Annotated in this window: 13 protein-coding genes and 1 tRNA gene; 9 read left to right on the top strand and 5 right to left on the bottom strand. The window is 34.3% G+C overall.

The window, feature by feature from the left end; translation table 11 throughout:
* Positions 1–68: 68 nt before the first annotated feature.
* The 3 genes from A9G08_RS08295 to A9G08_RS08285 all read left to right on the top strand — a co-directional run bounded on the left by A9G08_RS08295 (position 69) and on the right by A9G08_RS08285 (position 2,217).
* Complete coding sequence (locus A9G08_RS08295) at positions 69–764, top strand: XRE family transcriptional regulator (protein ID WP_065563270.1); 696 nt, start codon at positions 69–71, stop codon at positions 762–764.
* A 1,012-nt stretch (positions 765–1,776) separates the two neighbouring features.
* Complete coding sequence (locus tag A9G08_RS11720) at positions 1,777–1,941, top strand: hypothetical protein (protein WP_176701537.1); 165 nt, start codon at positions 1,777–1,779, stop codon at positions 1,939–1,941.
* Between the two features lie 3 nt (positions 1,942–1,944).
* Positions 1,945–2,217: a hypothetical protein gene (locus tag A9G08_RS08285; RefSeq protein ID WP_065563236.1), complete on the top strand. Its 273-nt coding sequence runs from the start codon at positions 1,945–1,947 to the stop codon at positions 2,215–2,217.
* A 210-nt stretch (positions 2,218–2,427) separates the two neighbouring features.
* On the opposite strand, the gene A9G08_RS08280 is transcribed toward A9G08_RS08285, so the two are convergent.
* From A9G08_RS08280 to dusA, 4 genes are all read right to left on the bottom strand, one after another.
* On the bottom strand, positions 2,428–2,883 hold the full coding sequence (locus A9G08_RS08280; RefSeq protein ID WP_065563235.1) for a hypothetical protein: 456 nt from the start codon (positions 2,881–2,883) through the stop codon (positions 2,428–2,430).
* Positions 2,884–3,115: 232 nt separating this feature from the next.
* Positions 3,116–3,192, bottom strand: a tRNA-Arg gene (locus tag A9G08_RS08275).
* Between the two features lie 269 nt (positions 3,193–3,461).
* Positions 3,462–5,477, bottom strand: a complete 2,016-nt coding sequence (gene rep, locus A9G08_RS08270) for a DNA helicase Rep (protein WP_065563234.1) — start codon at positions 5,475–5,477, stop codon at positions 3,462–3,464.
* Positions 5,478–5,573: 96 nt separating this feature from the next.
* Entirely contained in the window at positions 5,574–6,536 is a 963-nt protein-coding gene (dusA, locus tag A9G08_RS08265) for a tRNA dihydrouridine(20/20a) synthase DusA (RefSeq protein WP_065563233.1), read from the bottom strand.
* A gap of 381 nt (positions 6,537–6,917) precedes the next feature.
* On the opposite strand from dusA, the gene A9G08_RS08260 reads away from it, so the two are divergent.
* Complete coding sequence (locus A9G08_RS08260) at positions 6,918–7,289, top strand: DUF5362 family protein (RefSeq protein WP_065563232.1); 372 nt, start codon at positions 6,918–6,920, stop codon at positions 7,287–7,289.
* A gap of 86 nt (positions 7,290–7,375) precedes the next feature.
* Here the strand turns inward: A9G08_RS08260 and bamE are convergent, their stop codons facing one another.
* Positions 7,376–7,819: an outer membrane protein assembly factor BamE gene (bamE, locus tag A9G08_RS08255; RefSeq protein WP_065563231.1), complete on the bottom strand. Its 444-nt coding sequence runs from the start codon at positions 7,817–7,819 to the stop codon at positions 7,376–7,378.
* 208 nt (positions 7,820–8,027) lie between these two features.
* Here bamE and A9G08_RS08250 point away from each other — a divergent pair, with 208 nt between their 5' ends.
* The 5 genes from A9G08_RS08250 (at position 8,028) to tamA (ending at position 12,741) form a co-directional block, all read left to right on the top strand.
* The gene (locus A9G08_RS08250) at positions 8,028–8,639 is read left to right on the top strand and encodes an FKBP-type peptidyl-prolyl cis-trans isomerase (RefSeq protein WP_065563230.1); all 612 of its coding nucleotides are present in this window, start codon (positions 8,028–8,030) and stop codon (positions 8,637–8,639) included.
* A 366-nt stretch (positions 8,640–9,005) separates the two neighbouring features.
* Entirely contained in the window at positions 9,006–9,827 is an 822-nt protein-coding gene (dapB, locus tag A9G08_RS08245) for a 4-hydroxy-tetrahydrodipicolinate reductase (protein WP_065563229.1), read from the top strand.
* A gap of 8 nt (positions 9,828–9,835) precedes the next feature.
* A complete protein-coding gene (tadA, locus tag A9G08_RS08240; RefSeq protein ID WP_065563228.1) occupies positions 9,836–10,333 on the top strand; it encodes a tRNA adenosine(34) deaminase TadA in 498 nt (165 codons plus the stop codon).
* A gap of 132 nt (positions 10,334–10,465) precedes the next feature.
* The gene (gene hpt, locus A9G08_RS08235) at positions 10,466–11,005 is read left to right on the top strand and encodes a hypoxanthine phosphoribosyltransferase (protein WP_065563227.1); all 540 of its coding nucleotides are present in this window, start codon (positions 10,466–10,468) and stop codon (positions 11,003–11,005) included.
* A 17-nt stretch (positions 11,006–11,022) separates the two neighbouring features.
* Positions 11,023–12,741 (top strand): autotransporter assembly complex protein TamA, encoded by a 1,719-nt coding sequence (gene tamA / locus A9G08_RS08230; protein ID WP_304363928.1) that lies wholly within the window; start codon positions 11,023–11,025, stop codon positions 12,739–12,741.

The raw sequence follows: 12,741 nt of genomic DNA, 5'->3' as shown, positions 1-12,741 counted from the left end.
ACTATTGTTATTTGATGGGTGATAACTTGAGTTATATAATTAACAAATCAATAAACCGAGAAGAAACTATGACTACATTTACAGATAGACTAAATTTAGCATTAAAGGAATCTGGGCTGTCTCAGCATCAACTAGCCGAGAAAGTAAAAATTAGCCAACCAGCTATTCAAAAATTGCTTTCAGGAAAATCCAGTACATCACGAAAAATATTAGAAATCGCTAACGCATTAAACGTTGATCCTATATGGCTAACAAAAGGTGTTGGTAAAGCCAAAGTAAACAAAAATAAATCTAATGCGACAGTATTAGGATCTATCGAAGATTGGGATAGTAAAACACCGCTAGATGATGATGAGATTGAAGTGCCATTTTATAAGGATGTACGGCTAGCAGCTGGTGATGGTTTCACTGATGATATTGAGGATTATAACGGATATAAATTACGCTTATCCAAATCCACTATGCGGAAATATGGCATTGATAAAGAATGCACTGTATGTCTAACTGTCTATGGAGACAGTATGGAACCTGTATTTAGAGATGGTTCTACAGTAGCAATCGATCAAGCTGATACATATGTTAGAGATGGCAAAATCTATGCAATCAATCACGATGGATTATTAAGAATAAAAATTTTAGAAAAAGTGCCTGGCAATCAAATAAAAATCAAAAGTTATAACATTGGCTATGATGATGAAATAGTGCCTCAAGATGAAATAACTATTTTAGGCCGTGTTTGGTGGCAATCGTCTATATTGGATTGATAATAAAGATATAACAATAACCGCTTCGGCGGTTTTTTCATACCTAAGACTAGCATTAACCTATCAAGATCCCCTCACCCAACAACCTTTGATAACTTTATTTTAAAGTTGATAACTTTTATTATTGACATAATTAATAACCTAGGTTATCATTATCACATCAAAACCAATCAACTTAACAACAAAGTTAAACAAGACTACGAGTTATTTAACTAGTTAACGAGATTCAAGTAGCTAGCTGGGGCATATGAAAGTACAGCGGTTTTGATTTGATAGTCGAACGGCGCGACTTTAAACTATGCGTCGGGACTGTGGCGGTAACTCAATACAGGCGGTATACAATCAAACTAAATGCCTTTCAGTGAGAGATATCTAGTTTGAAAAGAATTAATGGTGGTCACTTCTCCTCAAGTGGTGACCTAATAATTAGGGAACTTATTGTAATTGCCTGCTTAGATTAATAGCGCTTTAGTGTGCATTTAAATTTTAATAAATACCGGTATAAAGGGTTTCAGACTACTGCGTAACTAAATGTAATATGTCGCTACTATCATCATACACTGAATATACAGTAGCGCATAACCAGACAACAAAAGCTATCACTCTCCAATACGTAACTCCACTATTTTTTAATAGATTAAATATACCAATGAGAACCATAATCGAATTTAAAAAATTAATTGAATAAATAAATGAGATTACGCTAATTCTGAACAATGTTGAAACATGATATGTGTCGAGTATAAAAGTAGTTGCAATGTAAATTACAATTAAAATCACACTAAATAAAACACCGAACACCCAAAAAGTTACTGCTAGGCTTAATTCGCCTTTAACTAATCTCTTAAATATATTCATATCTGTTTCTCGTGTATAAATAAAACACACTATACAACCAAATACGTTATTCACAAAATTTTACTAGCGAGTTTATGAATACTGACAGCTCGGAAAGACGGCGCAATGCTAAATCCTATTTGCCCTCCAAGCGAGGTCTTTTGTCGAGGTGATTATGACTGATAAAGATTTTGTGAATATGAAAATCAAAGATAGATTTCATAAGGATTATGAGTTAACAGACAGCGAAATAAAGTTTGCCCTCTTTTGCACATACTTTGTGATTTTAGGTGGATTATTTGGCTTGTTCTACTGGATGCTACAAATTGCTACGAGGTGAGTTATGCAGTTACATAAATTGGTTGAAAATGGTTACGAAAGCGCTTACTGCAATATGTTAGACAATATTGAAATGCAAGATGCCAAGGAAGAATGGATTGAAAGTCGAGCCGAAGAACTAATTAAAAACTTCAGTAATGAAAATGATTGGCAAATCATCGAACTACTCAAAATCAAACTGGAAAGTAAAAGTATTGATGATGATATTTATAACCAATTTATTGTTGACATCTGTTATTCGCAAGCTCGCTTTGAATATAATAATCAATCATATTAAGAAATTTAATAAAGATTAATTATCCCATATAAAAAAGTTAAAGCTCCTAAATATTATGCTAATAATTCTGTCGTTAAGGAATTAAATTTGCAATATTTAAATATTAAATAGGGTTAATAAAAAGCGTAAAAAAATCGAACCAAAATTAATAACCAGGCAAATTCAGAACGACGATTTTATAGATGACAGACTTTCATATTAGATTCTTTTTTATTTTGTTGTATCAATAGGCTTTACGCCTGAACAATCACTTTCTTTTAAGGTAATCATAAACAAATATTTATTCTCCTCGGTGGAGTATAAATATTGAAAAATTGCGCCTTTTTTTAATAATTGTTTTATTTGATCATTAGTACAACCATCATTTTTTATTTGAGAAAACAGAAAATCACGGAATTTATCAAATTCACTTTTATCTATCTCATTAAAATTAATTTTTTCAACAATATATCTATAAGTTAATGTATTGTTTTCAGCATAAGATGTGGTCAACATAGTAAATTGATCTAGGCGAATTGGAGTGCGTTCATTCAGTGACTGAGAAATCTTAAAGAGTTGGCCACTAATAGACCTTTTATTAAATAGATCAAACTGGTTAACAAAAAAATAGCAAACAACTGAAACAATAATACTTAAGATAATGTTTCGAATTTTTTTAATACTCAATTAATACTCGCTTATAAATTCTAATAATTTTGAAAATGATAATATGGATAAACGAATATTATAGAATTATCAATACCGTTTATAACATTCATTTTATGATATTGATTTAATTTAATTAATGCAATTATTAATTATTAAAATTGTTATGACATAAACACTTTAAATAGTGTGATAGAGTATGTAAAGATATTAAGGATTAAACTTAAAACTCTTTGATTATATATAGCTTTAATGGCGTCCCCTACAGGATTCGAACCTGTGACCTACGGCTTAGAAGGCCGTTGCTCTATCCAGCTGAGCTAAGGAGACATCGATTGGATTTAGTGATTAAACGCTGAGTATTATATAAAGCTATTTTGATCCGTCAATGCTTTTTAATTGATTATCAATCTATATAGACAAAATATCGTCAATTTTGACGTTATCGGCAATAAATTCAATACTAATAATCAGAAAAAATAAAAAAATTTTCATTTATTCGATCTCAAAAACCCCGTTCCTCAACTTTTTTTCAGTTATATCGATAAATTTGTTTAATAATTTGAGCCGTAGTTAATTGTTTTTGATATATAGATAATTTATTTTGCGCTAGCTATTTGCGCTTTTAGCATCGCTAACCGGCTTTGGCCTTGTTGCATTTTCTTTTCTGGTGATAGTTCATTACGCTGATCTTGCCAAGCTAAATCGTCTTGTGGAAGTTCGAGTAAAAAGCGACTGGGTTCAACATAAACTGTTTCACCAAATTGTTTTCTCTGTCGGCTGAATGAAAAGGTTAGCTCTTTTTGGGCTCGAGTTATGCCTACATAAGCAAGTCGTCTCTCTTCTTCGATATTGTCTTCATCAATACTTGTTTGATGAGGTAATACCCCTTCAGACATACCAACTAAATAAACATAAGGAAATTCGAGGCCTTTTGAAGCGTGTAATGTCATTAACTGTACTTGATCTAGCTCTTCTTCTGTTTCATTTCGTTCTAACATATCACGTAACGTAAATCTTGCTACTGCTTGTTCTAGCGTTAATGCTTCGTCTATTTCATCACCCTGTAACATTTCATTCAGCCAGCTAACTAGCTGTTCAACATTACGCATTCGCATCTGCCCGGCTGTTGGTGAGGTAGACGTTTCATAGATCCAACTTTCGTAGTGAATCCCATGTAATAATTCATGAATCGCGGCCATTGGTTCAGAATGTGATTTTTCTATTAGAGAATCAAACCAATGGATAAAAGCATGTAGGGTTTCCATCCTTTTGCCTGATAATAATTCGGTTAGCCCCATATCATGACTTGCATGATATAAGCTTACACCACGTTGATTTGCCCATTCACCCAGTTTTTGGATAGTTGCCGGCCCTATTTCTCGTTTTGGTGTATTAATAATGCGGATAAAAGCATTATCATCATCAGGGTTGGTTAATAGGCGAAGGTATGCCATTAAGTCTTTAATTTCAATGCGAGCGAAGAAAGATGTCCCACCAGAAATTCGGTAAGGTATTCGATACTGCATTAGCATTTTTTCAATTAAGCGAGACTGGTGATTTCCGCGATATAAAATAGCATATTCACCGTATTGGCTATTATTAGCAAAACGATGACCAATTAAGTCATTAACAACTTTTTCCGCTTCGTGTTCTTCATTGTCGGCGGAGATCACTTTTAAATGTTCACCATAACTGAGTTCTGAAAATAATTTTTTTTCAAAGATATGCGGATTATTTTCAATTAAGATGTTAGCAACTTTTAGAATTCTTCCTGATGATCGGTAATTTTGTTCTAATTTAATCACTTCTAACTTAGGAAAGTCTTGTTTTAGTAGAATTAAATTTTTAGGACGAGCCCCTCGCCATGAGTAAATTGACTGATCATCATCACCAACAACCGTAAATTTAGGGCGGCTACCTACTAATAACTTGATAAATTCATATTGGCTGGTATTAGTATCTTGATATTCATCAATAAGCAGGTAGCGGATACGGTTTTGCCATTTTTCTCTAACTTCTTCATTTGTTTTTAGTAACAATGTAGGTAGTAAGATTAGATCATCGAAATCTAATATACTGCAAGACTTAAGTTGTTTTTCGTAAAGCTGATAGCAGTGAGCAAATAATTTTTCTTTGTTGGTTTGTGCTCTAGCCATTGCTACTGTCGAATCAACGATATCATTCTTCCAATTTGAGATGGTAGAGCGTAATTGGTTGATGAGATCTTTGTCTCCATCGAACCATTGTTGTGTTAGTTCTTTGAGTAGAGCAATTTGGTCGTGGTCGTCAAATAATGAAAAATTAGATTTTATACCAAGGTGTTTATGTTCTCGTCGAACAATATCTAAGCCTAAAGTATGAAAAGTTGAAATTTTCAGACCTCTTGCCTCTTGCTTACTTAGCGATTGAGCAATACGTTCTTTCATTTCTCGTGCGGCTTTATTAGTAAAAGTCACGGCAACGATATGACGAGGTAAATACTCTTTGACTCGAATTAGATAAGCTATTTTATTAATGATTACCCGAGTTTTGCCCGAACCCGCACCAGCCAATACAAGGCATGGCCCCGAAACATATTCCACAGCTTGTTGTTGACTTGGATTTAAACGCACAGAAGAAAAGCCCTAAGTAAAATTGTTCGTTAGTATATACTGATTTATCAATCATGCGCAATCAGACGCATGACCAATTAAGCTAGACAAAATTCTTTATTGAATGAAAGTTAATGCGTGTTCAACAACTTCAATTCCCGCTCCTGGTTTATGCGCATTTTCGCTAAGGTAACGTCGCCACTGTTTTGCACCTTTTCTACCATTAAATATTCCTAAGGTGTGTCGCATAATGTGATTAAGTTGTCCGCCTTGACTAAGTTGTGTTTCAATATATGGATAAAGAGTTTGTATTGCGACAATAGGATCGATAATTGGCGTATCATCTCCAAAAATTTGCTGATCAATCTGAGTTAATAGCAGTGGATTTTGGTAAGCTTCTCGCCCAACCATGACACCATCAACATAGTTTAGATGATGTTTGATTTCTTCAATGGTTTTAATCCCACCATTTATGGCAATAGTTAACTGCGGATAGTCACGCTTTAGCTGGTAAACTCGCTCATAATCAAGTGGTGGTACTTCTCGATTCTCTTTTGGGCTTAGCCCCGAAAGCCATGCTTTGCGAGCATGAACAATAAATGTATCGGTATATGGCATCACTTTTTCAATAAATTCACATAAAAATGAATAACTATCTTGGTTATCAATACCTATGCGTGTTTTTACCGTGACAGGTATATTTACCTCTTTTTGCATAGCATCAATACAATTTGCGACTAAATCAGCTTTTCCCATTAAACAAGCACCAAACATACCATTTTGAACGCGATCTGATGGGCAACCTACATTAAGGTTAATTTCATTATATCCTCGTTCCTCTGCCAACTTGGCGCATTTAGCCAGTGCTATAGGATCACTTCCACCTAATTGTAAACTTACTGGCTGTTCCTGTTCATTAAAAGCGAGATAGTCTCCTTTACCATATAAAATTGCGCCAGTGGTTACCATTTCGGTATAAAGTAATGTTTGTTTAGTTAATATTCGATGAAAATATCGACAATGTTTGTCAGTCCAATCCAGCATTGGAGCTATAGAAAATTTATTTAAGGTTGATTTCATTGATATACCGGTGTTTAAAACTGTCTTTGTTGGTTATATTAAAATATTATTATACTTGGAACAACTTCATCTACATTCTTTAAACCTTCATTGTAATACACTTTAGCCTTAATCAGGCATTGAGCAGCTAATTTTAAGATGTGTGAAGTCTTTTTTAATATCATTCCCAGTGGTACTATTTTTTTCATTTAATTGTCTTACTCAAATGCACGTTAGAGCTAGTCTTATCGTTATTTCAGGGGTTTACCTTAGAATGATGTGATTAATATAAAAGTTAACCATGTACAATTCTTAAACAAATTTACTTCGACATAGGTAAAGAACGTGTTATTCTTACTTGCATTTTTTTAAATATAATAATTGGTAGTGATAGGAATGGAAATGTTAACAGATAATACAGATACTATTTTAATTAAATCAACAGAATTGTTAAAAAGCCAATTGAGATTTATTGGGACTATGCAACAAATCTTTGGCGTAGTAAATATTGTTATAGGTGCAATTAGCTGTTTAGGTATAATTACAGCTATTGTTGGTATTCCAGTAATAATCAACGGAGTTAAACTTTTTCAATCCGGTAGTGCATTTAGTCTAGCAGCAGCCCTCGGTAGAGGAGAAGACTTTACTGAAGCTATCAGAAATTTACATGGGTATTGGAAATATGTATTAATTGGAATTATATGTGCAGTTATTCTTTTCTTTATCTACCTTTTAATCATCTTTTCAATCATTGCTTCTATAGCTAATCACTAATAATTTACACAGTAATAATTTATCGAATTAAATAAATAAAAACCTCGCAGAATGACGAGGTTTTTTTGAAAATTTTATTCCGATCATTACTCTTCAGGGGCTTGTGGCGGACGTGAACTATTCGGTTGATCATCATCAGATTTTATATTAATTGGGTCTGAAATACCCTGTTGGTTCATCTCTTCTAAAGATAAAGAACCTTCTAAAGACGAAGTTTTAATATCAGTAACTATACCCATTTCATTAAAGTAAATAGCATAATTAATTTGGCTTAATTTTCCATGTTGAGGTTGTTGACGGAAAACATAGTACCAAACATTACCACCAAAAGCTGAAGTTAACATTGGCGAGCCCATAATAAATACGACCTGATCTTTGGATTGACCAACTTGTAATAATTCAATCGCTTCTGGAGAGATATAATTACCTTGATTGATATCAGGTCTATAAACTAAACGGTCAACAAGTGAACAACCAGTTATCGATATACTAGTCACAATTGCAAGCGGAATAAGTTTGAAAAACGACATCTAAATTAATCCATTCAAATATATAATGTCGCTTATTATCGCTGATATTTTGACTAAGCGCTAGATAAAATAAAAAAAACTTTAGGTAATAGGATATAAAATGTTTGCTTATATTGATGATAATTAACAACTGTTAATATTTTACTTTTTATCTCGAATGTTAATGCTCTATAATAAAAAACTATTCTCAACAAATGACAGGTAAAAAATGAAATTAGATACAATTGAGCAAAAAGCAAGTTATGCAATTGGACTTCAAATTGGCCAACAGCTAAAAGAATCTGGCTTACATAATTTAGAGTTAAATGCATTGAAACTTGCTATGGAAGATGTTCTAAGCGGTAATCAACCGGCTTTACCTTTACAAGAATTGCATGATGCCCTTCGTCATGTTCATGAAGAAGCAGCTAAAGAAAAAGCTAAACAAGCTGAAAAAATTGCCCAAGTAGGTAAAGACTTTTTAGCTGAGAATCTAAAAAAAGATGGCATCAAATCGACTGAATCTGGTTTACAATACGAAATTATTAAACAAGGTGATGGTGCATTCCCTAAAGCAACAGACCGTGTTCGAGTCCATTATACTGGACAGTTAATTGATGGTACGGTATTCGATAGCTCAGTTGAAAGAGGACAGCCAGCTGAATTCCCTGTCAATGGTGTGATTCGCGGTTGGGTTGAAGCATTACAATTAATGCCAGAAGGCTCAAAATGGCGTTTATATATTCCTCAAGAGTTAGCCTATGGTTCGCAAGGGGCTGGCTCTTCAATTCCTCCTTATAGTGCATTAATTTTCGATGTAGAATTATTAAAAGTGCTATAAGTTTATATGGGCGCATTCGCGTCCATGTTATCAAGTTCAATAGCAAATCAATTGCTTTATTTGATCACTCAATATTCCGCAATAAAAATGGATAGACCGAGGAAGTATTATCTATAATGTAAAACAACGCTTTTTTGAATAAAGTGTAAGTTATCAACAATAAGCAAAAATGCCTAACCTTCAGATTATTCCTCTTAAAAATATAGTTAAAATCGCCGTCAAATGACATCAGTTATTGCTATTTAGTTTCGACTTAGTCTCAATAAAGCATGAAATGTATATCATTTTGTTTAAGTATATAACTTGAAAGTTTTCCGCTATAATAACTTGTTATAAATATCTGATAAAAAAGTTAAGGAAAGTTATATGGCTACAAGTATGATTCGTATCGCTATTGCTGGCGCTGGTGGAAAAATGGGGCGACAGCTTATTCAATCTGTGTCACAAATAGAAGGGGTTACATTAGGTGCAGCATTTGAACGAGAAGGATCATCATTGGTCGGTAGCGATGCTGGTGAACTTGCCGGAATTGGGGCCTGTGGAATTAAAGTGACTGATAATCTACAACAGGCAAAAGACCAATTCGATGTATTAATCGATTTTACTCGTCCTGAAGGCACACTGGCTCATTTAGCTTTTTGTACAGACAATAAGAAAATGATGATTATCGGTACAACAGGATTTGATGAAGCAGGCAAAAAAGCTATTGCAACAGCCGCTAAGCAAATTGCTATAGTATTTGCTGCAAATTTTAGCGTTGGCGTGAATTTAGTGCTCAAGTTACTTGAAAAAGCGACTAAAATTATGGGTAGTTATACTGATATCGAAATTATAGAAGCACATCATCGTCATAAAGTTGACGCACCTTCTGGCACCGCACTAGCTATGGGCGAAGCAATTGCTGATACTTTAGGCTGCGATTTAAACGACCGCGCAGTTTATTGCCGTGAAGGACATACAGGAGAAAGACCAAAAGGTGCTATTGGATTTGCAACTATTCGTGCTGGTGATATTGTTGGTGAGCATACGGCTATTTTTGCCGATATTGGCGAAAGAGTCGAAATTAGCCATAAAGCCTCAAGCCGAATGACGTTCGCCAATGGTGCAGTCCGTGCTGCATTATGGCTTGCTGAGCAACCTGAAGGACTTTATGATATGCGCGATGTGCTTAATTTAAACAATCTATAATATTGAGTATGTTAGATGAAATTTGGATGCGACGAGCATTAGAATTAGCAAAACACGCAGAATCACTAGGCGAAATTCCTGTTGGAGCGGTTATTGTTGATGAACATAACCAAATCATTGGTGAAGGTTATAACCAATCAATAATTAATCATAATCCAACTGCTCATGCGGAAATTATGGCAATAGAACAAGCCGGTCAGTATAAAAAGAATTACCGATTAGTAAATACAACTTTATATGTCACCCTTGAACCTTGTATTATGTGTGCGGGGGCAATCATTCATAGTCGCATCAAGCGTGTGGTCTATGGAGCAAGTGATTTTAAAACTGGTGCGGCAGGTTCTTACATTGATATTCTTTCCCGAACAGGAATTAATCATTATGCTCAAATCATTGGTGGCGTATTGGCTGATGAGTGTAGTTCTATGTTAAGCGCTTTTTTTCAGAAGCGCCGCCAACAAAAAAAGCAAAATAAACAATCAATCCTCAAAACAATTGAAGATTAATTTAATATTTAAAAGAAAATTCTTTTAATCATTTCTTAATTATTTGATAAAAAATTAGTTTAGTTATTCTTTTTACCTATGAAAATTGTTAAAATCTGTTCTGATTTTTTTAAAGTACACTGAGCATTATTGATGAAAAAGCACACATTAGAAACGATGATATCGGCTGAAGATATCCAAACACGAGTAAGTAAATTAGGACAACAAATTAGCCAAGATTATGCTCAAAGTCAAAACGAGCTTATATTAGTTGGTTTGTTAAGAGGTTCGTTTATTTTTATGGCTGATTTAAGCCGTGCTATTACTGTCGGGCATGAAGTTGATTTTATGACGGCTTCGAGTTATGGCAATGCGGTGGTAAGTAATAGAGATGTTAAAATATTAAAAGATTTAGATGAAGATATTCGTGATAAAGATGTGTTAATTGTCGAAGATATTATTGATACAGGTAATACGCTTAGTAAAGTGATGGCAATACTTAAGTTGCGTCATCCGCGTAGTATTGAAATTTGTACATTACTAGACAAACCATCTCGGCGTGAAGTAGCAGTACCTGTTAAATATATTGGATTTTCCATCCCTGATGAGTTTGTGGTTGGTTATGGTATCGATTATGCACAACATTACCGCCACTTACCTTATATTGGACATGTGAAATTACTTGAATCTTAAACATTATCGAGGTGTATGTGTTACGATTTTCTCGCTCATTATGCTTACTTTTAATGGTTACGACAGCATCAACTTATGCAGATATGAAGTTATCCATTAAAGGATTGTCTGGAGAGCTTGAAGAAAATGTCGACGCACGCCTTTCTTTAATTACGCCAGATAAGATTAATAATACGCCAAATTTCAAACGTTATTTTGAGAGTGAAACGCAAAAAGCATTACGTGCTTTAGGTTATTATTCCCCTACTTTTGAATATGATGAAACCGATCCTAAAGTATTAGCAGTAAAAATAACTCCTGGACAGCCTGTCAGAATAAAACAATTAAATATCAATCTGAATGGTGAAGGGAAACAAGATAAAGATTTTCAAGAATTAATGGCGACACAATTACCTAAAATTGGTGATGTGTTAAACCATGGCACTTATGAGAATTTCAAGAAAGGATTACAAAGCATATCGTTAAAAAAAGGGTACTTTGACGCAGATATGCCTACTCATCAATTGGCGATAGCTCAATTTGATCATCAAGCTTTTTGGAATATAGACTTTAATACAGGTAAGCGTTACAAATTTAGCAAAGTCAATTTTCCTAATGCAAAAATCCGTCAGGATTATCTCCAAAATATTGTACCGTTTAAAGAAGGTGATGAATACTCTGCTGAAGATTTATCTTTATTAAATCGCCGTCTTAGTTCAACTAACTGGTTTAATTCTGTAGTGGTTACACCAGATTTTCCTCATCTTACAGCAGATAAAGCATTACCCATTGAAGTTGCAACAACACCTAGAAAAAGAAATGCAATGGACTTAGGTTTGGGTTTTTCAACCGATAATGGTGTGCATGGTAAAATTGGTTGGAATAAACCTTGGATCAATAGCCGAGGACAGAGTTTTCAAAGTAGCTTATCCCTCTCATCGCCTGAACAGGTTATTACGATGAGCTATAAAATTCCACTGAAAAAAAATCCGATTGAACAATATTATACTATTCAAGGTGGTTATAAAAAAATCGATAATAACGATACCTATTCTCGATCTTATACATTTGGCGTGCTTCGTAATTGGGATAACTTTGATGGTTGGCAAACAGCATTAGGTTTAAATATGTTGCGGGACAACTTCACCCAAGGTGATGACAGTTACAAAACCAACTTATATTATCCATCAGTTAGTATTTCGCGTGTTCGTAATGATGGTAAATTATTGCCTATGTGGGGCGATTCTCAACGTTTTTCAATTGAAAGCGGTGCTGATGCGTTAGGATCTGATATCAATTTAGTGCGTTTTCAAACGCAACAAACTTGGATTCGTTCAATAAATCAATCACATCGATTCATTGCTAGAGGCAATTTCGGCATTATCCAAGCCAGTAACTTTGAGCGGGTTCCGCCCTCTTTCAGATTTTTTGCTGGTGGTGACCGAAGCATCCGCGGGTATAGTTACCAATCCATATCACCTAAAGATAAAAAAGGTAAATTAAAAGGCGCGTCAAAACTGATAACCGGTTCTGCTGAATATCAATACAATGTTACTGGTTCTTGGTGGGGAGCGGCATTTATTGACACGGGTGAAGCGATAGATAAAGTCGATAAAGCTAAGTTTTATACAGGTACAGGCTTAGGTGTTCGCTGGGCTTCACCGGTAGGTCCAATTAAGTTCGATTTAGCAACACCTCTAAACAAAAAAGATAAAGGCTCAATACATCTATATATTGGTTTGGGAAGCGAATTATAA

The sequence above is a fragment of the Gilliamella sp. wkB195 genome, from assembly GCF_001690445.1.
Lineage (GTDB): Bacteria > Pseudomonadota > Gammaproteobacteria > Enterobacterales > Orbaceae > Gilliamella > Gilliamella apicola_E.
Note: the sequence above shows the minus strand (reverse complement) of the source record. Positions and strands in the feature narration are given on the sequence as shown.